General features: G+C 54.4%; 23 protein-coding genes. 2 read left to right on the top strand and 21 right to left on the bottom strand.

Annotated elements, in window-relative coordinates; genetic code table 11:
- Positions 1 to 19 precede the first annotated feature (19 nt).
- Together L0M99_RS00395 and L0M99_RS00390 are read left to right on the top strand one after the other, a co-directional pair.
- Positions 20 to 3,271 carry an FtsK/SpoIIIE domain-containing protein gene (locus L0M99_RS00395; protein WP_238127386.1) on the top strand — a complete coding sequence of 1,084 codons (3,252 nt, stop codon included), beginning with the start codon at positions 20 to 22 and terminating at the stop codon, positions 3,269 to 3,271.
- Between the two features lie 185 nt (positions 3,272 to 3,456).
- Positions 3,457 to 3,705, top strand: coding sequence for a WhiB family transcriptional regulator (locus L0M99_RS00390; protein WP_022865014.1), 249 nt, complete (start codon positions 3,457 to 3,459; stop codon positions 3,703 to 3,705).
- Positions 3,706 to 3,869: 164 nt separating this feature from the next.
- On the opposite strand, the gene smpB is transcribed toward L0M99_RS00390, so the two are convergent.
- From smpB to L0M99_RS00285, 21 genes are all read right to left on the bottom strand, one after another.
- Positions 3,870 to 4,385 carry an SsrA-binding protein SmpB gene (smpB, locus tag L0M99_RS00385; protein ID WP_238127385.1) on the bottom strand — a complete coding sequence of 172 codons (516 nt, stop codon included), beginning with the start codon at positions 4,383 to 4,385 and terminating at the stop codon, positions 3,870 to 3,872.
- 26 nt (positions 4,386 to 4,411) lie between these two features.
- A complete protein-coding gene (locus L0M99_RS00380) occupies positions 4,412 to 5,731 on the bottom strand; it encodes a peptidoglycan DD-metalloendopeptidase family protein (RefSeq protein WP_238127384.1) in 1,320 nt (439 codons plus the stop codon).
- 2 nt (positions 5,732 to 5,733) lie between these two features.
- Positions 5,734 to 6,648 carry a permease-like cell division protein FtsX gene (ftsX, locus tag L0M99_RS00375; RefSeq protein WP_238127383.1) on the bottom strand — a complete coding sequence of 305 codons (915 nt, stop codon included), beginning with the start codon at positions 6,646 to 6,648 and terminating at the stop codon, positions 5,734 to 5,736.
- Positions 6,649 to 6,656: 8 nt separating this feature from the next.
- On the bottom strand, positions 6,657 to 7,349 hold the full coding sequence (gene ftsE, locus L0M99_RS00370; protein WP_024058531.1) for a cell division ATP-binding protein FtsE: 693 nt from the start codon (positions 7,347 to 7,349) through the stop codon (positions 6,657 to 6,659).
- Between the two features lie 108 nt (positions 7,350 to 7,457).
- The gene (prfB, locus tag L0M99_RS00365; protein ID WP_238127382.1) at positions 7,458 to 8,579 is read right to left on the bottom strand and encodes a peptide chain release factor 2; all 1,122 of its coding nucleotides are present in this window, start codon (positions 8,577 to 8,579) and stop codon (positions 7,458 to 7,460) included.
- Between the two features lie 41 nt (positions 8,580 to 8,620).
- The gene (locus tag L0M99_RS00360; protein ID WP_238127381.1) at positions 8,621 to 9,100 is read right to left on the bottom strand and encodes a CinA family protein; all 480 of its coding nucleotides are present in this window, start codon (positions 9,098 to 9,100) and stop codon (positions 8,621 to 8,623) included.
- A gap of 29 nt (positions 9,101 to 9,129) precedes the next feature.
- A complete protein-coding gene (locus L0M99_RS00355; RefSeq protein ID WP_238127380.1) occupies positions 9,130 to 9,714 on the bottom strand; it encodes a regulatory protein RecX in 585 nt (194 codons plus the stop codon).
- A gap of 20 nt (positions 9,715 to 9,734) precedes the next feature.
- Positions 9,735 to 10,808 (bottom strand): recombinase RecA, encoded by a 1,074-nt coding sequence (recA, locus tag L0M99_RS00350; RefSeq protein WP_024058527.1) that lies wholly within the window; start codon positions 10,806 to 10,808, stop codon positions 9,735 to 9,737.
- A gap of 274 nt (positions 10,809 to 11,082) precedes the next feature.
- Positions 11,083 to 11,337: a DUF3046 domain-containing protein gene (locus L0M99_RS00345; protein WP_024058526.1), complete on the bottom strand. Its 255-nt coding sequence runs from the start codon at positions 11,335 to 11,337 to the stop codon at positions 11,083 to 11,085.
- Between the two features lie 4 nt (positions 11,338 to 11,341).
- Positions 11,342 to 11,662 carry a helix-turn-helix domain-containing protein gene (locus tag L0M99_RS00340; protein WP_024058525.1) on the bottom strand — a complete coding sequence of 107 codons (321 nt, stop codon included), beginning with the start codon at positions 11,660 to 11,662 and terminating at the stop codon, positions 11,342 to 11,344.
- Between the two features lie 177 nt (positions 11,663 to 11,839).
- Entirely contained in the window at positions 11,840 to 13,108 is a 1,269-nt protein-coding gene (pgsA, locus tag L0M99_RS00335; protein ID WP_238127379.1) for a CDP-diacylglycerol--glycerol-3-phosphate 3-phosphatidyltransferase, read from the bottom strand.
- A gap of 50 nt (positions 13,109 to 13,158) precedes the next feature.
- Complete coding sequence (locus tag L0M99_RS00330) at positions 13,159 to 15,672, bottom strand: DNA translocase FtsK 4TM domain-containing protein (protein ID WP_425304293.1); 2,514 nt, start codon at positions 15,670 to 15,672, stop codon at positions 13,159 to 13,161.
- A 102-nt stretch (positions 15,673 to 15,774) separates the two neighbouring features.
- On the bottom strand, positions 15,775 to 16,713 hold the full coding sequence (locus L0M99_RS00325; protein WP_238127378.1) for a PfkB family carbohydrate kinase: 939 nt from the start codon (positions 16,711 to 16,713) through the stop codon (positions 15,775 to 15,777).
- Between the two features lie 41 nt (positions 16,714 to 16,754).
- Entirely contained in the window at positions 16,755 to 20,081 is a 3,327-nt protein-coding gene (gene lysX, locus L0M99_RS00320) for a bifunctional lysylphosphatidylglycerol synthetase/lysine--tRNA ligase LysX (protein ID WP_238127377.1), read from the bottom strand.
- Positions 20,082 to 21,773 carry a ribonuclease J gene (locus L0M99_RS00315; protein ID WP_238127376.1) on the bottom strand — a complete coding sequence of 564 codons (1,692 nt, stop codon included), beginning with the start codon at positions 21,771 to 21,773 and terminating at the stop codon, positions 20,082 to 20,084. It lies immediately after the preceding gene.
- Between the two features lie 177 nt (positions 21,774 to 21,950).
- Positions 21,951 to 22,853 (bottom strand): 4-hydroxy-tetrahydrodipicolinate synthase, encoded by a 903-nt coding sequence (gene dapA, locus L0M99_RS00310; RefSeq protein WP_238127375.1) that lies wholly within the window; start codon positions 22,851 to 22,853, stop codon positions 21,951 to 21,953.
- A 63-nt stretch (positions 22,854 to 22,916) separates the two neighbouring features.
- Positions 22,917 to 23,486: a GNAT family N-acetyltransferase gene (locus L0M99_RS00305; RefSeq protein WP_238127374.1), complete on the bottom strand. Its 570-nt coding sequence runs from the start codon at positions 23,484 to 23,486 to the stop codon at positions 22,917 to 22,919.
- A gap of 1 nt (position 23,487) precedes the next feature.
- A complete protein-coding gene (gene dapB, locus L0M99_RS00300) occupies positions 23,488 to 24,243 on the bottom strand; it encodes a 4-hydroxy-tetrahydrodipicolinate reductase (protein ID WP_337954198.1) in 756 nt (251 codons plus the stop codon).
- A gap of 1 nt (position 24,244) precedes the next feature.
- Entirely contained in the window at positions 24,245 to 24,727 is a 483-nt protein-coding gene (locus L0M99_RS00295) for a hypothetical protein (protein WP_024058515.1), read from the bottom strand.
- Between the two features lie 9 nt (positions 24,728 to 24,736).
- Positions 24,737 to 26,056, bottom strand: a complete 1,320-nt coding sequence (locus L0M99_RS00290) for a M16 family metallopeptidase (protein WP_238127373.1) — start codon at positions 26,054 to 26,056, stop codon at positions 24,737 to 24,739.
- Between the two features lie 46 nt (positions 26,057 to 26,102).
- Entirely contained in the window at positions 26,103 to 26,522 is a 420-nt protein-coding gene (locus L0M99_RS00285) for a hypothetical protein (RefSeq protein WP_238127372.1), read from the bottom strand.
- Between the last annotated feature and the right edge of the window lie 20 nt (positions 26,523 to 26,542).

Raw genomic sequence — 26,542 nt, 5'->3', positions numbered from 1 at the left:
CGGCAGTTAGATTGGCAAAGTGGAGTTGGAATCAGTGCAACAGGCCTTAGCTGCTCCCTGTCATTTGCAGGTAGAGCGCGGCCCAGCTGCCGGCTTAGTGTTGCCCTTCGCGGGCAACTATTGCGCCCTCGGAAGATTTCAGTTGCACGACCGGGCGGTATCCCGCGAACACCTTTTGTTTATTTCTCAGCCAGACAAGCTGCGCGTGCGCGATCTCGGTTCAGCTAATGGCACTTTTCGCGGCGCAACTGCTTCCTGCTTTTCGCGGATCCGCCAGGAGCAAGAGATTGGGACATCTTCTAGGATTCGCGCCGGAAGCACGGTATTAAAAGTTTCCCCGCGCCCGCGCCACCTCCGAGTTCCCCGTCCTCGCCCAAAGATGCAACTGGGGTCTTGGCGGCAATGGTTATTCTTACCCATGCTAGTGTTCTTACCGTTCTCGCTTATTTCCCTCCTCAAGATTCCCCCGCTAGTAGGAACCTTGATTTTTACCGGCATCGCGACCCTGGGATTTGGGGTTTGGTTTTATCGCCGCCCCCACCCGGTAAGTCCCTCACAGTTACTCTTAGTTGCTAGCCAATCAGAACGCCCCTCCTGCCCGCCTGCCTCCTTTAATGACTCCAGCGAAGTGGGCGCCTGGATAAGCCCGCATCGGGTTATCCGCGCTAAACGAGGAGATAAACTCTGCTTTACCGGCAGCTATGCCCGCGAACGCGCCCTGTGGTGGGCAGCGCAAATAGCCTGGCAAGAAGGAGCCCGCTACCAACTGGAGTTTGCCGTCACCGCAGCAGATTTTAGCCGTGGCGACAAAGACCATTCCCCAGATAGCTATAGGAATAGCGAGGAAGCCCCTGCCGAGGACGCACTAGCTAGCCGAGATTATCCGGACACGCTTGCAGCACCCTCGGAACGCTCACTTTCGCGAGTAGTAGTGGCTTCTCCGACCCAAAACCCTGCCGGTAGCGAGGATAGCATTTGGGTTACCTGGGCGAAAACTCCCGGTCAGGCTCCGGTGTGGGCGAATCGGATTGTGCCGGTGCCAAAGCATCGGCGCGCTACCGCTCACGCCGATTTACCGGGCCGGCTCTGGTGCGAATTGCTTTGGCGGGATCACGCTGACGAATCCGCAAGCAAACTCGCTGATAATGTTCTTTTTGAGCAACTGTGGCCGCAAATAATCAGTGCAGATGCACCTTTGGCCACCATTACAGACAATTGGAAACATTCCCGGTCTCTGCAGGCTCCAGTGGCTCGTGATGCCCAGAAAGTCAGCTACTTGGACTTGGTTAAAGACGGACCCCACGCCCTCTTGGCTGGCACCACCGGGGCGGGTAAATCGGCAGCCTTGACCACCTGGCTGCTTTCGATGGCGCTATCTCATCCCCCCAGCAAACTGCAATATGTACTGGTGGATTATAAAGGAGGGGATGCGTTTAAAAAAATGCAGTCCCTACCGCACGTTTTGGGAATTTTAACGGATCTGGAACCTGCGCTTACCAGACGGGCTATCTTGTCTTTGAACGCCGAGATTAAATACCGTGAACAGCACAAAAACCGACCGCATCCGCGGATTGTGGTAGTGGTGGACGAGTTTCGAGTACTAGCTACCGACCACCCGGATTTACTTGATTCTTTAATCAGGCTAGCGACTTTGGGGCGCAGTCTGGGGATTCATCTGATTTTGGCTACCCAACGTCCCGCGGGGATTGTGGATGGACAAATCAAGTCGAATATGGGACTGCGGATTTGTTTACGGGTGTTAGAAGCTGCAGATTCTACGGATGTATTAGGGGATGCTCGCGGCGCTAAGTTACCGGCGATAGCCGGACGTGCTTGGATAACCTCTGCCAGCGATGCTTCCGGGAAGCTGGTGCAATTTGCTTGGATCCCGCATACCGCGCAGGCGGTGCGCCTAGCGCAGCTGTGTCGCGCGGCTTGGCATCCTCCCTGTCCTCCCCGGCTTCCCTGGGCACCTCCCCTGCCTCGCCGCCTCGCTTTGCCGCAGCTACCGCCAGCCGGTGACAAAGTAGTTTTGGGGTTGGGTGATTATCCGCACCGGCAATGCACTTCCCCTTTAACCCTGCCAGAGAGGTTTTCTCTGCAAGTGGTAGGTTCAGCTGGCTCTGGTAGAACCACGCTAGCTTTGATGGTGGCTTTACAACTGGCCAATCGAGGACGGGAAGTCCACGTAATTTGTACCTCACCGCAACAATTCTTCGGACCATCGTTTAGCGAAACTCATCAGGAATCTTGGCCGGGAACTATTGCCACTACCCCGCAGGTTAGCTTGCAGCTATTAAAACTGGCCAGCCGGGGAAAACTTTCGGGGACGCTGATTATCGATGATTGTGAAGATCTGTTGGACTCTCTCGAGCGTACCTACGGCCCGCTCAGTGGACATGATTTGCTGGCTTCCATTTGCCGCCAAAGCGAGGCGTTGGGGATTTCGCTGCTAGTAGTTTCCGGACCGGCTATGGCTTCTTCGCGGCTATTTCAAGGATTAAAAACCCAGATAGTGGGCGGGATCCGTGATGGAGTGCAGGCTGCCCAAGCCGGTTTTAGTCCCCAGGTTTTAGAACAGATTAGCGAAGCGGGGATCTTTGTACTTTCCCCGAGCCAGGACGCTACCCCATTTAGGGCGGCGATACCCCCGATTCCCGAGGGCGATAAGTATTTAACCTGCCCCCAAACGCGTCTGCGATCTCTGCCTGCTCGCTTTCACCTTCCTAAGCCGGACAGCCACCAAGAATCGGAAAACATTCTTGCTTTAGGACTATCCGGAACCCTGCCGGTAGAGCCAGCAGACCACGAGCAAGATTGGTTAATAATCGGTGACAATGGCAGCGGAAAAACTACTACCGCAAACTTACTCGCCAGTTTGTTACCTGATCACCAAATAGTTGAGGATTTGAACGCTCATGATCCCCGGCTTAGCTCCTCTACAGAGGTCACGATTTCTTCTGCCCCGCAGATGGGGCAAGTCTCAGCGCCCTCCTCGCGAGATCCAGATATCCATTCCCGCAGGACGCGAGTGATTGCCTCTGTCAGTCCCGAGGTTCTCCAGACTGCTTTTTCGGGACCGCTATCTGAGTTACGCCAGCGGGCGATTCTGGTAGTTTTAGGCAGTTCCGCGCAGTGCCGTCCTTTCCTCAAGGGAATAGATTCCCAGGCTTTTCCGGACCAAATTGGGTTAGTTCCGGGACGGGGGATGATAATCAAAAAAGGTAAAGGTTTTGCCATCCAAGTGGCTATTTCTTCTAAACTTCGCTAAAATTTACTTCTTTTGTGATCGGTTACACGCAGAATAACCCGTTCTGAACTGTTAAAACCCTTGATTTATCTGTTCGTAACTAAAAAAATAGTAAGTAGCAAAGGAGCTGCCCTCCAAGACAGAGTTCTATAAGGGCAGTTACCCGCAAAATCGTTACCTATCGTTAACCTTAAAAGGAGACGCAGATGGATTGGCGTTCACGCGCAGCCTGTCTAGAAGAGGATCCGGAACTATTCTTCCCGATCGGGAATACCGGCCCCGCTATCGCCCAAGCAGAGCGCGCAAAAATGGTTTGTGCGCGCTGCGAAGTCGAGTCAACCTGCCTGGCTTGGGCACTTGATAACAACCAGGATGCCGGAGTCTGGGGTGGAAAGAGCGAAGATGAACGGCGCAGTATGCGGCGCCGCAAGGCTCGGGCTCGCCGCGCCTGCTAACTGAAATACCAAATAATAACTCTCTGTTATCCTTGCCTGCCAGCAAGTTAACAGAGAGTTTTTGTTTTGCTCTTCCAGCGCGGTTGAAATGATCCTACCCAGATTTGCAGGAGGGCAAAGCGGGGGTTAATACCCAAAGCAAGATCGGCGACTTCAACCTGTGGCTAGCCCACCGACGCGCGCCGATTCCAATCCTTCATAGCTCGTTGAGCTTCGCGTTGATCCTGCTGCTCGCGCAAGGTTTGCCGTTTATCCCACTCTTGTTTACCGCGGGCGAGGGCGATTTTCACTTTCACCCGACCGCTGGAGAAATACAGCTCCAAAGGAACAATCGTATGCCCCTTAGCCACCACTTGACCGCTCAACTTATCTATTTCGCGCCGATGTAGCAGCAGTTTACGTTTACGTAACGGAGCATGATTCGACCAGGTACCGTTAATATACATGGGAATATGAGCATGCTGCAGCCAGGCTTCCCCGCGGTCAATCTCCACCCAAGACTCGGTTAAAGAGGCTCTGCCCATACGCAAGGATTTCACCTCGGTACCGGTAAGCACCAAACCCGCCTCATAGGTCTCTTCAATAAAAAAGTCATGCAGCGCCTTTTTATTGCGCGCAATCATCTGCACGCCCACCTGAGAGGCTGCTGGCGCGCCCTGACCCTTGTTTTTCTTACTCATAGCTTTCCTACGCTATCACATAATTGCTAAGGAAGAGGTATGGGATTTATTACCGAACCGTTCTTCCACAGCTCAAAATGCACGTGACAGCCAGTCACCCTACCGGTAGCACCGGTATAACCAATCAATTGTCCCTTAGCCACCCGCGCCCCCGGGCTAGTAGCAAAGTGAGTCATATGGCGATAGACACTGATCCAGGAATTGCCTCCCAGCATCCCATGGTTAATCGTCACCGTATTGCCCCCAGTACCTTCATAACGGGTAGAAACCACGGTGCCATTAGCGGCTGCATACTGCGGCACCCCACAGGCAGCGTGAATATCTGCTCCCATATGCAGGCGCCGCTGTCCAGTCACCGGGTGAATTCGGTATCCGAAGGGGGAAGTAAGGTACATACCTCCCTTAATCGGAGCTTGAAAAATCCCCCCGGAGCTGAAGCCAGCACTGCTACTGCCCGCATTTCCTCTGGGAACATTGCGACTCTTATCGGCGTTGCGAGCGCTTTGCGCCTTTCGATTTTGGGCATCAATCTGCCTAATCCGTTCCTGAGCCTGTTGCTGCTCCTTTTCAGCTTCCGCTAGCTGTTTCGAGATCTCACCCTTCTTAGCTGCTAGCTCCGCTTCCTGCTGTTTCTTTTGTTCCAGAGTCTGATTTAGCTGCGCAAGTTTTGTCTGCTTGGTGCTTTTAGCGCTCTGGGCAGCCTGCAAAGCTGCATCCGCCTCTTCTTTTAATTTGCGAACTTGCGCGGTCAGTTCCCGCTGTTCCATCTGCGCGTTCTTTTGCCCAACAATCTGGTCTTGCACATTTTTCAAAGAATCAGATTGTAACTGGGCAGCCAGTTGCGCATTACGGGCATAGGTGCTTAAATCCCCGCTATCCTTATCGGAAATGAAAAACTCGAAAGACCCCCCGACAGTTGGGTTGGTGTAGGTTTCTCGAGCCACCCGCCCGATATTGTTCAAGTTTTCGCTTTCTTTCTCTTGCGAGGCAGCCAGGGCTTGTTCTACCCGTTTCAGTTGCGCACTAGCCACATCCAAGTGGTCTTGTGCCTGAGCTTGCTCGCGCGCCGCGTTAGATTGCACTCGCACTGCCTCGTCATATGCGCCCTGGGCACTTTTTTGCGCTTGCTTGGTGTTTTCCAGGGCGATCACTGACTCAGCTAAATCCGCGCTGACGTCCTCCAAAGAAGCCCGAAGCTGCGCCGCCTTACTGGAAGCGGCTTTTTCTTTATCCGCTGCTTTTGAGCGATCGGAAGCCAGCGCACTACTGGAGGCGCCGGCCAGCACCAAGGATCCAGTTATTAATGTGGCACTAAGAATTTTTCCTAAACGTTTTCTAAAAACCATAGCTACACCTTGGCGTATTTAGCTAAGGAAGCCAGGGAGGCAATAATCGAAAGCACTAAAGCCGCCACCACGATGATGCCGGACAAAATCGCTACCTCGCGCAGATCTACGAATTGGATGAAAGGAATGGTCTTTTGCAACCACCCTTGCACCAGGTATTTCACGCCCGCGTATAGCGCTCCGCAAGCCAGTAAGGCCCCCAAGAGCGCACATAGCGCGCCCTCGATCATAAAGGGCAGTTGGATAAACAACCCGGAGGCACCTTCCATCCGCATAATCTCGGTTTCTTTTTGCCGAGACATGGCCGACAGGCGAATCGTGGTAACAATCAGCAGGATTGCCGCAATCGCCATCACCGCCGCTAATCCCCAGGAAATCCGACTAGCTTGGCTAAACAGATTCATTAGCGGTTTAACCAACTGGGATTGGTCTTGAACTTGTTCTACCCCCGGCTGTCCCTCTAGCTGGGCAGAGACAATCTCGTATTGGGAAGGATCCTTCATTTTGATCCGAAAAGCCTGGGGTAACATTTCCGGTTTAGTAGCTTGCCCTAAAGTGGTATCCCCATATTGTTTTTGAAAATCCGCGTACACCTGATCGTGGTTCTGGAAATCGTAATGGTCAACATAGGTCGCTAAAGTTCCGTGCTCTAACTCGTCGCGAACATCTTGAATCTGCTGCTTAGTAGCCTGCTGACCATTACAGTTGCCCACCTGGTCGTCCTGAGCGCACATATAGACGCTAACTTCCACCTTGGCGTACCATTCCTGTTGCATCGCAGAAATCTGCATCTGGGACAGGCCGCCTACGCCCACAAACAGCAGGGAAATAAAGGTCACCAACACCACCGAAATGGTCATCGCCATATTATGTCCCAGTCCGGAAAATACCCGGCCAAGGATAAACCGCAAACGCATTTCTTCTCCTAGCTTCGACTCGATCCGTACACGCCGCGATCCTGGTCGCGCACTATTTCCCCATCCACAAGTTCAATCACTCGTTTGCGTAACTGATTGACAATCTCGTCATCGTGAGTGGCCATCACTACCGTGGTGCCCGTACGGTTAATCCGATCCAGCAGTCGCATAATCCCCAGCGAGGTTTTCGGATCCAGATTTCCGGTGGGCTCATCTGCCAGTAGAATCTCTGGGCGATTGACCATCGCGCGGGCGATCGCTACTCGCTGCTGTTCCCCACCAGATAGCTCATAGGGCATCCGTTTTTCTTTACCCTCTAGCCCCACCAGCGATAATACCTGGGGCACTTCTGTTTTTATAGCGTGCCGAGGGCGCCCAATCACCTGCATCGCTAAGGCCACATTTGCTTCCACAGATTTGTTATCTAGCAGGCGGAAATCTTGAAAAACTGTACCGATTTGACGACGTAATTTCGGAACTTTCCACCGCGAGAGCCGGCCAACATCCTTTCCCAACACCGTCACGGTGCCTTCCGTGGGACTATTTTCACGGTAAATCATAGTTAGGAAAGTGGACTTGCCTGAACCTGATTTACCCACGAGGAAAACAAATTCTCCCCGCTCTATATTGGTGCTCACGTGGTTTAACGCGGGGCGAGCCCCCCGTTTATAAACCATTGAGACATCGTCAAAAGTAATCATGCATCCCCCACTAGCTGTTGAAAGCCTCCGGCACTGACCAACTTAGCGCCTGGGGAGGCGGCATTGGTGCTTACACGCCGATTAGGGGACGCTTAGCGCTTTGACGTGCTAGTTCTCACTTTCTTCCTGGGCTTTACGCCACCGGATTCCCGAATCTAAGAAACTATCGATATCTCCATCTAATACTGAATCTACCTGCGATGATTCCTCTAAAGTACGCAGGTCTTTCACCATTTTATAAGGGTGCATCACATAGGAGCGCATCTGGTCTCCCCAGGAGGCTTTTACTTCTCCGGCCAGTTCCTTCTTCTTGGCTTGTTCTTCCTCGTGTCGTAACTGCAACAGCCGCGATTGCAGTACTCGCAGCGCCGCTGCCCGGTTTTGGATCTGGGACTTTTCGTTTTGCATACTGACTACGATCCCGGTGGGAATGTGAGTCATCCGTACCGCCGAGTCGGTAGTATTTACCGATTGCCCGCCCGGTCCAGAAGAGCGGAATACATCTATCCGCAAGTCGGATTCCGGAATCTCTATCTGGTCATCGGATTCAATTAGGGGAATTACTTCTACCGCGGCAAAAGAAGTTTGCCGGCGTGACTGATTATCGAAAGGACTTTGTCGCACCAAGCGGTGAGTTCCGGCCTCAACTGATAAAGTCCCGTAGGCATAAGGCGCGTCAATTTGGAAAGTAGCGGACTTGATTCCCGCTTCCTCCGCATAAGAAGTATCCATCACCTGGGTGGGATAGCCGTGGCGCTCCGCCCAACGTAAATACATTCGCAGCAGCATTTCCGCAAAATCCGCGGCGTCTACTCCCCCAACTCCGGATCGGATAGTAACCACTGCCCGGCGTTCATCATATTCACCGGAAAGTAGGGTTTGAACTTCCAGTTCAGCGAGCTCTTTATTTAGTTTTTCTAGCAGGGTACGCAGCTCAGATAGAATTTCTTCGCGATCTTCCCCCAGCTCTTCACCCGCCATAGTTTGCAAAGTTAGGGCGTCCTCTACGCTTTGATCTAAGCGTTCTACCTGGTCAAGACGGGCTTTTAGGTGAGATAGCTGCGAGGTTACTTGCTGAGCATGATCGGGATCATCCCATAGATTAGGGTCTACGCTGGCTTGTTCCAGTTCTTTTATCTGGGCTCCCAACTTTTCCGGATCAGTAACCGCCCGAATTTTCTCTAGAGTAGTTTGCGCCTTAGCCAGTTGCTCTTCGTAATCGTATGCCACGCTTCTAGGTTACCCGAGGAATCCGTGCCGCCCACAAGCGCTTAGCTTAAAGCCTCAATCGCCAGTTGGAGGACGGCGGCCACTGTTTGCAGGCGAATCTGGTTACGATCTCCGGATAGAGAAAGCTCCGTAGTTGCTCCCCCGGCGGGGGTTGCCACTGAAATAAACACCGTACCGGCACTATGTCCGTCTTGGCTGCCTGGTCCGGCCACTCCGGTAGTAGCTAAAGCCACGTCAGCAGAAAATAGTTTGGCCGCTCCCTGTGCCATTGCTTCGGCCACCACCGGATCTACGGCTCCAGTTTCTTGTAGGCGGGAGCGGGAAACCCCCAAGACTTCGCTTTTCGTGCTGGTCTGGTAGGTGGTGACTCCCCCGGCAACCACGTCGGAGGCTCCGGCAATATCACACAGAGTTGCGCATACCAGCCCGGCAGTTAGGGACTCGGCGCAGGCGATGGTGTAGCTTTTCTCGCGCAGAATCTCTTGTAAGCGACGCGCTAACGTATCTAATTCTTGGTTCATAGTTCCATCATGGCACGATCCGGCCTTGCCTATTCAGTTTCGAAGTCTCTATCTGCCAATACTTCGCGGGTAGCTTGGTGGCACTGGCTGGACGAGTATCCTTTGCGAGCTAAAAATGCACCTATCCGGCGCATTGCCTGCGGATAGGAAACATTGTGCAAAGAGCGCGCCTTTTTTTCCGCTAGCATCCGAGCGCTTTGCGCCTCTTGTTCCGGGCAAATCTGCGCTAAGGCTTCTTGCTGCAGGTCAGGAGCTATGCCTTTCCGGTTTAACTCTTGAACTAAAGCTCTGCCCACGAGGCCGCGTTCTTGAAAGCGGGTACGCACCAGCATGGCGGCATATTCGCGGTCATCTAGCAACCCCACCTCGGCAAAGCGAGTGACAATTTCGTCAGCAATTTCTGGAAGAAAACCCGCCTTAGTCAGTTTTTGGTGAATCTGGGAGCTGGAGGCAGCGGTGCGATCTAGTACTCGCATCGCCGCCTCCCTGGCCGCAGCTAATGCTTCCTCTCTAGGAAGCTCCGCATTCTTTTGCCGCCGCGCCGCCAGATTGGGGCTTTTCTTCCGGCGCCGGGGAAGGCCAAAATCACTTTCTGGATCTAAATACTTAACCATGAAGCTGAAGCTAAATAGCCCTACTTGTCACTAGCGGCAGCATCATCTGCGGGATCTTCGGCAGCGTCCTCCCCGATAATGCCCACGGCTTTCAAAATCTTTTCTTCGATTTCATCCGCTAGTTCCGCATTATCCTTCAAATACTGCCGTACGTTTTCTTTCCCTTGCCCCAATTGGTCGCCCTCATAGGTGTACCAGGCTCCTGATTTACGCACGATTGCCAGATCGGTAGCCAAGTCGATAATCGAGGCTTCGCGAGAGATCCCTTCCCCGTACATCAGGTCAAACTCAGCAGTCTTGAAAGGCGGAGCCATCTTGTTTTTTACTACTTTCGCGCGGGTACGCGAACCAATCGGTCCCGAAGAATCCTTTAAGGTTTCAATCCGGCGCACATCAATGCGCACCGAGGCATAGAACTTCAGGGCTTTACCCCCGGTAGTGGTTTCCGGAGATCCGAAGAAAACCCCGATCTTTTCCCGCAACTGGTTAATGAAGATCGCGGTGGTGCCGGTGGCAGACAACGCTCCGGTCATTTTCCGCAGCGCCTGGCTCATTAGGCGCGCCTGGAGACCTACATGGGAGTCTCCCATTTCCCCATCGATTTCTGCTTTGGGGACCAGCGCTGCTACCGAGTCGATAACTAAAATATCAATTCCCCCCGAGCGCACCAGCATATCGGCGATTTCTAAAGCCTGTTCCCCGGTATCAGGCTGGGCAACCAAGAGTTCATCCGTATTGACCCCTAGTTTCTTGGCGTATTCGGGGTCGAGGGCGTGCTCAGCATCAATAAAAGCGGCATTCCCACCGGCCTTTTGAGCCGCCGCTACCGCGTGCAGAGCTACAGTGGTTTTACCGGAAGACTCCGGACCGTAAATCTCGATAATTCGTCCCCGAGGTAATCCCCCCACCCCCAGGGCGATATCTAAAGCCACAGAACCAGTTGAGATGACCTCCACCTGGCGATGAGTGTTTTCCCCTAGGCGCATCACTGAACCCTTACCGAATTGCTTATCTATCGCGGCTAGCGCCATATCTAAGGCTTGTTCCCGGTTTCCGCCTGTGCTTACTTGCCGTTTTGCGGTCTTTTTTGCCATGGTGTCTATCCTTCCTGGTTCTCTCCGAACTATTACTGGGCTGGCCTGGGTTTTACCTTGGGGTACCCCTCTCCGAGGCTCCAAGCTAACGCTACGTACGGCCAATTACGTTTAACAGCTTGGCGATAATCCGTAAGGGAAAAATCACCGACTGCGCGTCTGAGTACAACTGTACCTAGCGAACAGATGTTCGACAAAATGAAATGCGGAGGAAGAAAAATATAAGCCGGCTAAAAACTATTAACTGGGGCGCCAATACCCCCTATTTTCCCCGTTAAGTTCTTAATAATCCTTGACGCGCGAGCTCATTCAAAGTTCTCCGATCAGCGCGATGGATAAAACGCAGCTGCGGATCACTATCGGTTTGCGTCAATAGGCAGTCCCAAATTTGCTGGGGATCTTCCCCAGAGGCTAAAGCCTGCTCGGCAGTGGAGTGCAAATCAGGTAAGTATAAATCTGAAAGTAAAGACGCCCCGAAAGCCGATCCAAAAACGGCTTTCAGGGCAAAGTCGAACTCTGAGCGTTTCACCAGGCTAGACTACCGAATGTACCGGCACTTCTGGCACCTGGCGACGCACGGAGAGCCCCTCTGCTACCGCTACTCGTAACGAAACTTCCCGCAGCACCATTGCCATCGGCACCTCGAGAGCGTTACAAATCGCAGCTAGTAGTTCCGAAGAAGCTTCTTTTTGCCCGCGCTCTACCTCAGAAAGATACCCCAAAGACACCTGGGCACTGGTGGAAACTTCCCGTAAGGTGCGCCCCTGGGATCGGCGTACCATCCGTAGAACTTGCCCAATCTCTTCGCGCAGCAACGGAGTCTTGTTCCCCGAATCTTTGCTTGTCATATCCATAGCATATCCCCCTATCTGCTGCCCGTGCCCGGATTTCCCATCCTGATGGAACCCGGCCGGTGTCTTTTGATACTCTCTTGCATTCACACTGGTTCCAACACCATCTTCGCGGGATTCATTCCAAATATCGACAAAGAGTGCCAGTGTTCACAGCTAAGTGACCTACGTGACTATAAACTATTGATTCATTTGCCGCCGCAGCTGCGAACGGGTCATTGCGAACCGAGGCGTTTCCTCGCGCGTTTCCTCTTGTGCTAGCCCGGACGCTTCTGGCTCTGGACTTTCCTCCGCAGTCTCTGGCTCGCTGCTGGGCGTAGGGCTAGCGCTGGCCGCCGACAAATCTGGGATTCTCCCGGGAGACGGGGAGTGCTGGTTATCCCGCGAACTATCTTGTTGCTCATCGTGGGGTGCGGCTTCTCCCCCAAGCTTTTGCGCCTGCCGGGCTCGGCGCGTACGCCGCGAAGGAAACTTGGCGGCACGGTCTCCTCCCCTCTGGGGCTCGCCTTCTTTATCCTTTGAAGAGGCAGCTCCAAGGGTCTCCTCAAGGGAAACCGAGGCCTCTTCCTCCCGGTCTTTCGGATCGCTTACCTCTGGTTCATCTGTCGTGGTGGCTGCCGCCCGATCCGCTGTGGTTTCCTGCGCTTTGGGCTCTTTGCGTCGGGCAGCGCGCTTTGCCCGCGGTTCCCAGGTTTTCTTAGCTTCTAGAGCATCTTCATCTGGGAGATGTGCATTATCAGCTCCTTGCCCACCTTTGCCGAGCTTTCCAGTATCCGCGTCCGGCTTAGCTAGCGAGGTATTTTCCTCGCCCTTATCGCCACTGTCTGCTGCTTTAGCTTGTTCTTTTTGATTGTCGTGAGCATCCAGGAAGTAGACCAGTCCCGAAAGTACCGTGGCCACGAAAGCAGCAATCAAAACCGCAATCGCCAGGTACATAATCACCACACCCACCTGAGTGTTAAACGGGTAGCAAATCCCCGCTAGCATCCACAAGAAGACCATTAGGATCTGCAAGCTGGTCTTGATTTTCCCGCCTTTAGAGGCAGGCAAAACTACTCCCGAACGCAGCAGATACATACGCAGGAGAGTAACCGCCACCTCACGTAGAATCACGACTGCAGTGAACCACCACCACAGGTTCTGGAATAGGGAGAGTAAAACGAAAGCCGAAATCATCAGCGCTTTATCCGCGATCGGGTCAACTAGCTTCCCAAAATCACTCACCACCTGCCAGCGGCGCGCCAGTTTTCCGTCTAGATGATCGGTATAGGAAGCTATACAAAAGACCACCAGAGACACAATTAGTAGGGATACTGACCCCCGCATATGCTGCATAATCATCAAGGCGATAAAAACTGGCACCAAGATAATTCGCGCGATTGTTAGGGCATTTGGAATTATTTGCCGCCACTTTTCCGATGAAGGTGCGGGTTTTTCTTTACTTTCCATCAACTACTACTCTAATAGATTTTTACGCTCTAAAAACGCATTATAGGTGCTTAGCGTCCGGTAAGCTCCCACGCGTCCTCGCTGCTTTCGGCTTCCACTTCCTCTAAGGGGACTTCTTCTGCGCTGCCGCTCATCCCTTCCGAGGACGTGTCCGCAGGTGGAACCGCGGGCTTTTCTCCGCGCAACATCGCTAACACTTCGGGAAGTTGCTCTGGAGAAACTAACACTTCCCGAGCTTTGGAGCCCCGAGAAGGCCCTACAATTTCTCGCGATTCAAGCAGATCCATCAGCCTGCCCGCCCGGGCGAACCCTACCCGCAATTTGCGTTGCAGCATGGAAGTCGAACCTAACTGGGTGTTAATCACCAGTTGCGCGGCCTCTAGCAGGTCATCCAAATCGTCACCGATATCTTCGGCAACTTTGGGTTTGTCCTCTTCTTTGACGATTACATCCTCGCGATATTCCGGACTCATCTGGGATTTGACCGAATCCACGACCCGTTGAATCTCGTCCTCACCTACCCAGGCACCTTGAATACGCATCGGCTTCGCGGTTCCTGCCGGCAGATAGAGGGAGTCACCCTGACCGATTAGCGCTTCGGCGCCCCCCTGATCCAAAATAGTGCGCGAATCCGTAATAGAGGAGGTGGCGAAAGCTAAGCGGGACGGGATATTAGCTTTGATAATACCGGTCACTACGTCTACCGAGGGACGCTGGGTGGCCACTACCAGGTGAATCCCGGCGGCTCGTCCTAGCTGGGTAATCCGCTGGATAGAGGCTTCTACGTCCCGGGGAGCGACCATCATCATATCGGCTAGCTCGTCTACCACGATCAACAGATAAGGGTAGGGACTGATTTCCCGCTCAGACCCAGGTGGGGGCACAACTTCGCCTGCCCGCACTGCCTGGTTGAAAGAATCGATATGTTTATGCCCAAAATTGGCCATATCGTTATAGCGGTGATCCATCTCTTTAACCGCCCATTCCAGGGCTTCCGCCGCCTTCTTGGGATCGGTGATAATCGGGGTAATCAGATGGGGAATCCCCTGATAGATAGTGAGCTCCACCCGCTTGGGGTCAACTAGAATCAACCGCACCTGCTCGGGGGTAGCCCGCATCAACAGGGAAGTAATCATCGAGTTTACGAAAGAGGATTTACCCGAACCGGTGGCTCCCGCTACCAAAAGGTGAGGAGTCTTTGCCAGGTTAGTAACTACGTATCCGCCCTCGACGTCTTTGCCCACGCCGACCATTAGCGGATGAGCTGAGCGGTGGGCCGCAGCCGAACGTAGCACGTCGCCTAGCGCCACAATCTCGCGATCGGTGTTCGGAATTTCGATCCCGATCGCACTTTTACCCGGAATCGGGGATAGTATTCGCACATCCGCACTGGCCACCGCGTAAGCGATATTGTTTTTGAGGTTAGTAATTTTCTCTACTTTTACCCCCGGTCCCAGTTCCAGTTCATAACGAGTAACCGTAGGGCCGCGGGAGAATCCGGTAACTTTTACGTCCACTCCGAACTCGGTGAATACTTCTTCCAAGGCAGCAACTACCCGATCATTGGCTTCGGATCGGATCTTATGCGGCTTGCCTTTAACTAGCAGTTCCTCTCCGGGCAGTTCATAGGTTTGCCCATCGGCCAGCTCCATCCCGGTTTCTCCGGTGCCCGGCAGCAACAGCTGGGTTTTTTCTCCCTCATCGGCGTTTTCTGGCATCGGGACGGCTTCGGTACCGCTGAGAACTTTGGTTTCTTCCGCATCCTGGGGCAGCCGCATCCGCGAAGCGCGCGGCTTAGGTTCCGCTTTTGAAGCCGGCGTTTGTGGCGTTTGCGGCTCTAGCACCTGGGTGCCGCTATCAGTTTCCGCCGCCAAGTCGTCCTGCTCAGCCGCTGCCGTCCGCTCCCAGCGTTTCAGCCGGCGGGTGCGGGTAGCGGGAGCCTGTTTATCGGTGTCCTCCACCGCGCTGGTTTCGGTCGCGCCCTCTGTTTCCCCGGCTTCAGGCGACTTCGCAAAGCCGGCTTTAACTCGCTGAGTGAGGGAGCGCATGACCCCTAACACTTGGGAAATAGAAGTATCAGTGGCGATTAGCAGGGAATACAAACCTAAGAGCACCAGTAAAATTACCGCTCCGGGTGCAGAGACTAGGATTTGCAGGGGATGCCCGAAAAGCCATCCCAGAATGCCTCCGGATTGTTCAATCGCCGAAAAATTACTTATTGGCGGACTAGCACATGCCACATGGGTAATTCCGGTAACTGCTGCCGCTATCCCGATTGTCCCCAGCAAAATGTGGAGGTGGGATTCTTCGGGGGCGCGGTTGCGAAAGAGGCTAATCGCCGCCCCTACCAAAATGATCGGGGCAAGGATGCTGTACATACCCAGCAGAGCCGCCGCTAGATGATGCAAAGCTCGGGTTGCTAGTGCATCCATGGCGAACCATTCCGTTAACGCCGACATCGTAGCTAAAGCAATAAGTAAGAACGCCACCCCATCACGCATCCGGGAGCTATCTTTAACGGAAGAGGAGGACTCAAGCTTCTTATTATTTTTTTTCGCAACCATAACACTGGCACTCTACCCTTACAGACTCATCTGGCGCTGATTGCCACGCCGCCGGCAACTCGCTTCCCAGTTCAAGGGGGATTAGCTTTTAGAAAAAAGTTGCTAGCGGTAGGCAGGAACTTCGCTTAGTCGCTGCTCTATTTCTGACTCGCTGGGGCAGGTGTCGTTTCCGTGTTTTTCTGCCGCCATAGCTCCGGCAACATTGGCGCGTTCTATAGCCTCAAATGGATCAAGTCCTTTGACCAAGCTCGCCAGCAACACCCCGGTGTGGGCTGATCCGACTCCCAAAGTATCAGCCACTTTGATACTCAGCGAGGGCACCATGGTTTGCCGGTCAGCATCTATTATCTTTGCCCCATAGGAGCCAATTCTCTCCACCACCCAAGCTGATTCGGGCAGCTTTTCTGCAACATACCCGCAGGTCAAATGACCCACTGATCCGGGTAAGAACTGGGATTCGTATTCGTTGCAAGTAAGCACATCAACGTGGGGCAATACCTCGGAAACGCAGTGCGGATCGATCTGGGAAATCTGGGGAGTGGCAGCCATAACCACTTTTACCTGATCCGGCAAGGAAGGAAGCCATTGGGAAAGCGCTGCTCGATACGAGGTGTGGGTGAGATCTCCGGCTGAAATATAAACTACGTCTCCCGGATGCATCGAAACTTTATCTAGCTCGCGACCAGAAATATCTATTTCCACCCCGGTGGTGAGCACCGAAGCATAGTATCCTCCCTCTTCAATCATCTGAATTTTCATCCCGATATCGCCCACCACTTCTACTGTGCGGGTCTCTATATTTGCTTCTCTGAGCACTTGTCTCGCTTGGGTAGAGTTAGGGCCAGTGCCCAGGCAAGACATGTTGATTACCTCTACTCCTTGCCGAGCAGCGGCCAACATCACTTCCGCCGACTCCCCCACTCCCGGGCGCTTCGCGCTACCAAGAACGGTGGTTCCCCGTTCGGGCAATCGCGACACTTTCAACGGTAGAGTCAAAACCACCGCCGCTACCGACACCAGCTTGTTTTTTTCTTCCGTCATTTCGCCACCCAATCTTTTTCCTTAGCACCAAAATTTGGTTATTAATTCCTAGGTTTAACAAACGGGAAGGCTAGCACCTGCCGAATATCGCAGCCCATCAGCATCATTGCCATCCGATCCATTCCCAGCCCTAGTCCTCCTAGGGGGGTCATCCCCAGCTCTAAACAGTTTAAGAAGTCTTCGTCTAAGCTCATGGCTTCCGGATCTCCGGCGGCTGCCGCGAGCGACTGCTGAGTAAAGCGTTCCCGCTGGTCACGGGGGTCAGTTAGTTCGCTATATGCAGTTCCCAGTTCCATCCCGAACGCCACCAGATCCCAGCGTTCAGCCAGGCGGGGATCGCTGCGGTGTCTGCGGGTAAGCGGAGAGGACTCCACCGGGAAATCACAGTAGAAGGTAGGTTTAATTGTGCGCGCCTCTACCAGGTCGTCATATAGCGTCCCCAGCAAGGTGCCACTATTGGCGCCCGGCGGCGGAGTCAGGTGGTGCTGCAGGCACAGGCTACGCAGCTCCTCTTCCCCGGTATCGGGGGTAACCACGGTTCCCACGGCCTCAGATACCGCATCAAAAACCGAGATTACCCGCCAATCGCCAGAAATATCGACCTCCACGAACTCCACTTCGCCGCTTTCATCGCTAGTTTCGGGCGATCCTGCCGGGCGCAGAGCGATTTCTTTTCCATGAATTGCGCGGGCGGCTGCCTGGTAAAGCTGACGGGTAAGGGTCATCATTTCGCGGTAGTCAGAACCGGCTTTATAGACCTCTAAGGAGGTGAACTCGGGGTTGTGAGTTGCGTCCGCGCCCTCGTTCCTAAAGGAGCGCCCCATCTCGAAGATTGCCCCCATCCCCGCTATAGCCAGGCGTTTTAAATACAGTTCCGGGGCGATCCGCAAGAACATATTCACCTGGTAGGCATTGGAGTGAGTAACGAAGGGACGGGCATTAGCCCCGCCTTGCACCGCCTGCAGCATGGGGGTTTCCACCTCCAGATAGCCGCGGTCTATCAGTTCTTTACGCACCGCACTTAATGCCCGCGAACGTGCCTGCAGCTGGCGCATTGCGGTCGCATCATTGAGCAAAGTCATTGTGCGTTCGCGGGTGCGGGTGCCAATGTCTAGCCGGGTAGCCGGATGCGGAATCGGGCGCAGCGCTTTCGCGGCCAGCGTCCAGCTTTCTGCTATCAATGAGGGCGTGCCATTGCGGGAAGCTCCGCACTGGCCGCTCACAACCAGCAGATCTCCTAAATCCAGCAGGCGTAAGTGGGCGAACTGCTCCGCGCTGAGGTTGCTTCGCTCTAGCACCACCTGCAGATAGGTGCCTTGATAGTGCAAATCCCAAAACACTACCCCGCCGTGATTCCTTCGCGCCACAATCCGGCCAAGGGTGCGGATCGCTTTCCCGGTCTCGCCCGCGTCTACCTTAGCTTTCGCTGCAGATAAGGGAATCCCTAAATCGAAACCTACCGGGAAGGATTCGATTCCCGCGGCACTTAGTTTTTCCGCTTTCGCGCGCCGCGATCTTTGTTGTTCACTCAGTTTGACCTGCAGTTTAGCCGCGGTATGCTCGCTGCGCATCGCTTGCAGTTCCCGCAGATACTGGCTATCAACTTCCCATTCAAAAGGTTCCCCGCGCACGGCAGCCTCTGGTGCGGGTACGAATCCCTCTAGCATTCCCGCTGCTATCAGCGATAATGGCACTAACGGGTCGGAAGAAAAACAAAAATAACGGGGCAACCATTTCGGGTTATACCGGGCGTTGGATTCATATAGCGACTCTAGTTGCCAAAAACGGGAGGCTTTAACAAAGAGGGCGCGCTTGACGCGATCATTAATACTGGCGTCAACGGCTTCGCCCTCCACAAAAACTTCTCTGAACATCGCAAAGTTCAACGAGAACTGGTCTATCCCTTTTTCGGGTCCTTGCTGCAGCAAGGCGAGCACCATGGCTTCTACTACCCCGTTGACCGCCGATTCTGCCCGGCGCATCAAGTTGAGAGAGACGGCGCGTTGCCCCCAGGGAACGAAGGTGAGCAGGCATTGTAGCTGACCATCTTGGCCTCGCGCGGTGACTATAATTTGCTCGCCCTCTTGCGGAGCGAACATTCTATCGAGGCTCATCGAGAAGCCCCGTTCATTCCCGCGCCGGAAAAGTTCGGCCACCATCGCTACTTCCTGCAGCTGTGCGGGAGTAAGTTCGCTTTGCCTGCAAATCTCGATCTCTACCCCCGCGCGAGCAACTCTTCTTTGAGCAGCTAATAAGGCTCGGCCGGCACTGGAGTTACGTTCAAAACGTTCGGGGCTGATAATAGCTTCGTCACCCATTTTGCGTACTCGAAGTCCCTGGTGGCGATAGACACGCGCCCCTTGGGCGCTAGCGGAGATTACCGCTGGAATCCATCCTTGACGGTAACAGTGTGCCTTCCATCTTTGCACCGCATTTTCCCAGGAAGAAGGATCCCCTATGGGATCGCCGGCCGCTAGAGCCACTCCCAGAGCTACCCCGTAGGAAACCACTGCTTGCCCATCAGCACTGAAAACTACTGCCCGGTTATCCCGGGTGGCATAATAGCTTAAGGAATCAGCTTTCCCCCATTTGAACAGGAGGGCGCGCAAAGCGAGATCTTCGCTGCGCGTGCGAGCTTGCGCCCGTTGACCGAGAATAAAGCGATTGGCGGCAATCATCATCACCAGGCCGGAAAGCACCATGATGAAGAAGCCCAGACCGCGGAAACCGCTTAGGTGGGCTAGGTGCAAACGGATGGCATTACCGTGGGGCAGTCGCCATCCCGACATTCGGGAAAAGACCCAAAATGCCAACGTTCCACTATCCCAAGTGCGCGGCGCAAGAACCCGAGCCATGATGAACCCCATGCCAAATACCAGCAATTGGCCACTTAGCAGCACTAAGAGGGCTTTCCAGGCGGATCGCGCATTGATTCTTCCCCAAAAGCTACGGGCAGAGGCGAATAAAACTACTACCACAAATGTGGAAAACAGCAGCCGAAACCCCAGGAATAAGCCGACCGTCAGGGTAAGTTCTGGATTCGAGAAAGAAAATAACAGCGCAGTCAGGCTCAGTAAGGCGTGCAGGGTATGCAAAGCGATCAGGACGATAACCCCGATCCGCTTGCGGGAAAAACACAGCAGCGCCAAGAACGCCAATAATACTGCCGCGCCTAAGGTAGCAGTCGAGGGCACCCCGAGCATAGTTAGCACCAGGTAGGTAAAGCGCCCAAATCCGCGGCTACCGCTGTAGCGCAACGGAATCATTACCAGGCAAAATAGCGCGGCAATGGTATAGACCCAACCTAGCCAGGCGGGAACGCGCTGACGCCAAGAAATATCCGACTTTTCTTTTCCAGTTACCCGCATCTAAATCTCCACAACTACCGGTACGATCATGGGGCGACGGCGCAAGCGGCGCGCCACCCAACGTCCCAAAGCACGGCGCATCGCCTGTTGCAGGCGATAAGGATCGCTATCGCCTTGGTTTAATGCCCTTTGTAATGCTTCGGTCACATCCGGTAGCACTTCCCTAAACACCCCCTCGTCCTCGGCCATTCCCCGAGCGGTAATATGCGGGCCGGCGGCAATAATCTTGGTGGGCACATCTACCGCGGCAAATACGGAAACAAAACCTTCTTCACCCAAAGTCATGCGGTCTTTTAGCTGATCTTCATCGATTTCTCCGATAGATCCGCCATCAACATACACGTATTCGCAATCGACTTGTCCCACTACGCGCGCTTGCCCATCTTTGAGGTCGACTACTACCCCGTCCTCGGCTAAAGCCACATTTTCTTCCGGCACCCCGGTGGATTGGGCGATCCGTCCATTGGCAATCAAATGCCGGATTTCTCCGTGAATCGGCATCACATTCTTGGGTTGCACAATGTTGTAGGTGTAGAGCAGTTCGCCTTCCGCGGCGTGTCCGGAAACGTGAACCGCGCGGTTACCCTTATGTACTACATTGGCGCCTTGGCGCATCAGTGCATTTATTACCCGGTAGACTGAGTTTTCATTTCCGGGGATCAGGGAGGAGGCCAGCAGTACGGTATCTTCTGGCTCCAGGGACACTAGGCGGTGTTCCCCTTGGGCAATCCGCGAGAGCGCGGCCATGGGTTCACCTTGGGATCCGGTAACCATCCACACGCGTTTTTCCGGGGGCAGGCGCTTGAGTTCATCCGCGCGCACTACCACTTGTGGATCTAGATCCAGGTAGCCGGCCTGCGCCGCAATGTTCATATTGCGTTCCATGGAACGCCCCGACAGGCACACTTTGCGCCCCACCGCGCGGGCAGCGTCCAGCACTTGTTGCACCCGGTGCACATGGGAGGCGAAGGAGGCTACGATTACTTGCCCGCTAGATTCTGATAGTACCTGGCGGATTACCGGACCGATTTTTCTTTCCGGGGCAATAAAACCGGGAACCTCCGCATTGGTGGAGTCCACTAGGAATAGGTCAACGCCCTCTTCCCCCATACGCGCAAAGGCACGCAGGTCAGTGATCCGTTTATCGAGCGGCAACTGATCCATTTTGTAGTCGCCGGTAACCAACAGGTTTCCGGCTTTGGTACGAACCATTACCGCTAGGGCATCGGGTATCGAGTGGGTGACCGCCAAAAATTCGCAAGAAAAAATATCTAGCTCAATGCGCTCCCCCTCGCGTACCTGGTGCAGATGCGTTGCCGGAAGTCGGTGCTCTTCCAGTTTGGGTCGCAGAAAATCTAAGGTGAGTTGGGAGCCGTAAATGGGAATATCTTCGCGCAGACGCAACAGATAGGGTACCGCCCCGATATGGTCTTCGTGACCGTGGGTGAGCACCAGCCCCATTACCTGATCCATACGTCCGTGTAGATAGGAAAAGTCGGGGAGGATCAGGTCAACACCCGGTTGGATTTCTTCGGGGAAGAGCACCCCGCAATCGACAATCAGGATTTTACCGTTGAGCTCGATTACGGTCATGTTCCGTCCGACTTCCCCCAGTCCTCCCAGGGGAACTACCCGGATGGTGTCGGATTTTAGCTTCGGCGGAAAAGAAAGTTCAGGATAAAGCGGATTCACGTGTCTAATTGTTCCGATTTTACCCGCCTATAGCAAACTTCCGCGCTCACGGGGGTGCGATTAGTCCTTCTAGGCAGGTCTTTAGGCCAAATCTCCACTGCTAGGCGCCCTCGGCACTCTAGGCCGGTGGGTAAAACCGGTTTCGCGGTCAAAACCGCTAGCACACCGCGAGCGTTTCTAAAGCAATTCGAAACGTTCCAGGGCGGCGCGCAGCTGGGCGATCTCCTCTTCGCTGGCGGGAGCTAGGGGTAGGCGCAAAGTAGCGGTGGGAATAATTTTTTGTTCAGCGAGGGCGTGCTTGGCCATTACGGCGCCTTGTCCCCCTCCCATTAACGCTTTCACCAAGGGTTCTAGCTTTAGGGAGAGCTGCAGCGCCTCCTGGTAGTCTCCGTTTTCTACCAGCTGCACCATTTTGCGGTAGCTGGCACCGGCGACGTGAGCTACCACGCTGATCACCCCCACCGCGCCATGGGTAAGCCAGGAATAATTGAGCCCATCATCACCGGAATAGAAAGCCAAACCGGTTTCGTCTATGCGCCGCGCCCCGACTTCCACTTTGCCGGTAGCATCTTTGACCGCCACAATATTGTCGATCTCTGCCAGACGCATGAGGAGTTCATCACCGATAGCTACCCCGGTACGTCCGGGAATATCGTAAAGCATAACTGGCAGATCTGTCTGACCAGCCACTTTAGCAAAGTGCTGATACATCCCCTCTTGGGAGGGACGGGAATAATAGGGGCTTACCACTAGGATAGCGTCAGCCCCAGCGGCCTCGGCACTGCGTGCCATTCGCACCGAATGTTCCGTGTCGTTTGATCCTGCCCCGGCAGTAATGTACAGGTCTTCGCCTACTGCTTGGCGAACTACCTTAATCAACTGTTCTTTTTCATCCAGGTGAGTGGTTGGCGATTCCCCGGTGGTACCCGAAAGCACCAGGTGATCGATTCCCTGATCCACCAGGTGTTTAGCAAGGTTGGCGGCGGTATCGTAGTCTACGGAGCCGTCTGGGTGAAAGGGGGTCACCATTGCTACCCCAACCGGTGCGGGAAGGCGATAAGTACACTCTGCGTTGCTCATATCCCCACTCTACCCACCCCACTTGGAGTTTTTTCTTTCGTCCAAAAAGCGGGCGGGAGGGGTCTATAGGTCAGTAAACCACAGGTGCTGCACCATGGATTCATGCCCTACTTTTAGGCCTTGGCGCAGACCGGCGGGGGCGAATCCGCATTCGTTGAAGAACCGGATTTTTTCTTGGGCTTCGGCAGCTAGCCAAATCTGCAGCCGGCTAGCCCCAGACATTCGCAACATATCGCCGACCGCATTTACCAGGCGAGAGGCATCAGCCAGGTTATTTTCCCAATCGGCGACCTCGAGCGCCACGATTTCGGCATCAGCATTTCTTTCGGCGAGCGGGGACTGTTTGGGTTGCACCAGCATTTTCGGGGCAGGGGCAATCGCCGCCATCCCCACTACCTGTCCTTCATTTACGGCGGTAAGCAGGTGATGTTTTGGCGAGGGCGGGCTAAATAACGCCTGCTGCCAGGCACGCGTAATCTGCTCCGGGTCAATAAGCGCTAAGGTTTGCGGACCGATTTGTCCCAGATGGGACTGCAGGTCGGCCTGCATAGCCTGCGCCTGGATGCGTCCCCAGTCAGGTAAATCTTCGCTTTTCGCTAAGCGGACTGTTTCTTCGGCAGAAGGAGCAGTCACTTTAAATCCCTAAATCCATGAGCTTATCCAGCCCCACTGTCAAAGGAGCCGCATCTGCAACTTTCCGCACAGCCAGCAGCACTCCCGGCATAAAGGAGGAGCGATCAAAACAGTCAGTGCGCAGTCGTAGCTGTTCCCCCGGGTTAGAAAGGAGCACTTCCTGGTGCGCGTTAGCCCCTAGCATCCGCAGCGAGTGGATCCCCACATCCCCCACTTTCATGCCGCGCGCACCCTCGGGATCGGTGGTGGTGGCATCGGGGGCGGGCGGAATATCGGCTTGCTTGCGGGCCGCCGCCATTTGCTGGGCGGTTGCTAACGCTGTCCCGCTCGGCGCATCTAATTTTTTCGGATGATGAGTCTCCACAATTTCGGCGGAAGTGAAAAAAGGCGCCGCCAAGCGAGAAAAAGCCATCACCAGTACCGCGGAAAGCGCAAAGTTGGGAGCAATCAATACGTTACGCCCAGTTTCGCGCGCCACTTCCTGGATTTTTGCCTGTGCGTCCTCGTCCCACCCCGAGGTACCGACTACCGCATGGGCGCCGGAGCGCAAAATCGCGGCAGTATTGGCAAAACTGGCGCTAGGAATAGTGAACTCCACGGCGACCTCAGCCCCGGCTAAAGTCTGGGAGGTGATCTCATCTTTACTGCCCAAACGGGCAACTAGCTGCAAGTCTGTGGAGTCTGTGATCGCTTGACAAGCGGACTGCCCCATCCGCCCCTGGGCTCCGACCACGGCGACTTTCAGTTTTTCGCTCACTCTACTTCACACCCTCTGGTTTATTAGCGTTAATGATTTGGGCTTTATCTGGACACAGGGTTTGCCCTGCTATCTGCAGATTGTTGTACCATTCTTGCCGGAGCTCCGCAGAATCTACTTTGGTATAAATATCAGACAGCGTTTGTTTATTAGCCGCCGAATCTGGCTGCTTGGTATCGAGCAGTCCGCACAGGGATTGTACTGGCCCCAAAACAATCTCCGCGGTGCGCTGATCATAGTGGTTCTTTTCCATCACCTGTTTGACGAAGGAGTTTTGCGTTTCCGACAGGTGATCTTTGGGAGTGAAGGTCACTTCCGGGGTTTGCGAAACTGTCGGGGTAGCAGGCGAGGTCGAGGCCGAACTGGTTACTTTGGGGTTAGTGGCGGTAGAAGTTTTTTCGGGCGCCGGCGACTGCGCGGCGGGGCTGCAGGCGGCAAGCAGCGCCGTGGCGGCAATAACTGGTAAAAGTTTCTTTATTCTCACTCGTTCAGCTTATGCCACCGCCGGGCGTACCACGACTTTCACCTGTGGTAAGCCGAGAAATTGCGCTGCCAGCTCACTAATTTGGGCGCTGCTCACATTTTGTAGGGCAGCGTTTAACTGTTCGATGGTGCGCAAGCGGCCTCCGTTTACTTCCGCGCGCCCCAGACGCGCCATCCGGGCGCGGTTATCGTCCATTCCCAGCAGTACTCCCCCGCTGAGCTGCCCTAACGCTTCGGCTAGTTCACCTTCGGGTACTCCCTGCTCGGCGAGTTTTTCTAGTTCTGCCACCAGCAGGTCTCCAACTTGCTCCAAATTATTGGGGGCACACCCGGCGTAGAGGCCGAAGGATCCGCTATCGCTATAGGCGGAGTCAAAAGCATAGGTAGAGTAGGCCAGTCCGCGTTTTTCTCGGATCTCTTGGAATAACCGGGAAGACATTCCTCCGGAAAGTACCGTGAGCAACATGCTTAGCGTGTCGCGTTGGGGATCATTTGCGGGCAGGGAACGGGTTCCGATAAATATTTGCCCCTGTTCCACCGTTTTTTCTACTACGGCGCTGGCGGGCACTGCCGGAGCTGGCTGGGTACGCTGAGGAACTTCCGGATCGGTGCCCGCGGGCAGATCCCACCCGTTTTTACCGGCAGCTTCCAATATTAGTTGTGCCAGGCGGTCATGCTTAATATCACCGGCGGCCGCAACTACCAGGTGGCGGGGCTGATACCAGCGCTGATGATGGGCTTTCACCGCTTCTAAGGGGGTGGCCGCCACGGTTTGCGCAGTGCCACCTACCGGCAGGCCCAGCGGGGAGCTGGGGAATAGTTGACCCAAAAATTTTTCGTAGCCAACATCTTGAGGATCATCTTGGGACATGGCCAGTTCGTCCAGGATAACTGCCCGTTCCAATTCGAAATCTGGAGACGCCAAAGTGGGGCGCGCCAGCATTTCGGTGAGCACTTCTACCGCCATTGGTAGATCACGGGAGAGCACCCGGCAGTAATAGTGGGTAGATTCTTTCGCGGTCGCCGCGTTAAGCTCTCCCCCCACAGCATCGAATGCCCGCGAGATTTGCTTCGCGGTGCGGGTAGCTGAGCCTTTGAACAGCAGGTGTTCTAAGTAATGGGTAGATCCCAAATGCTGCGGTCCTTCATCGCGCGAGCCTGCTGGGATCCAAAACCCGAGCACTACCGAGGGCGAGGCGGGTACCTGTTGGGTAATCAAGCGGATACCGCCGGGCAGTATCGATCTTTCGATTAGGGTTTCGCCTTCGCTAATACTCAGGCGAGGCGCTTGGGCTGAAAGCGGCAGTTTGTAATCGTATTTTTCAGGCATTTTTTCTTTATAGGGTTTGCTAGTTTCTTTACAGTGTCCCGCCTTGCTACTGGCTGGTGGGGTTTTTAGGGAGCGGTTGTCTTGTTAGGGAGTTGCTTAGCGCCCAAGCGCATGCGCATTGCACCGCGCCCAGGACAGTGAATATCCCGAAGGCGAAGGTCAGTAGTCCAGTTTCGGCGCTGCCGGCGATAGCGGCATAGATGAGGGAAAAGACGGTGAAAACCAGGGAGATTAGGCTAGCGCGAGCCCAAAAACGCCGGGCATCTAATTTAAAAATCAGACGCAAGGTAGCAAGAATCAGTTGAAATCCGCCAGCTATAGCGGCGAATACTAGCGCCAGAAACCCGGTAAACACGCTTAATAATCCAGAGTCGGAAGTGGTAGAAACCGACAGTAGGATCAACGCAAAAAATAGGCACAGGAACAGCAGGCTTCCTGCCACTACCAGGTCGAAGTATCTACGCATCAAGGATTCCTTTTCTGAAA

Origin of the sequence: Varibaculum cambriense, from assembly GCF_022133705.1 — a bacterium.
In the GTDB taxonomy this organism is placed as follows: Bacteria; Actinomycetota; Actinomycetes; order Actinomycetales; family Actinomycetaceae; genus Varibaculum; species Varibaculum cambriense_A.
This window is presented reverse-complemented; position numbering and strand designations above follow the sequence as displayed.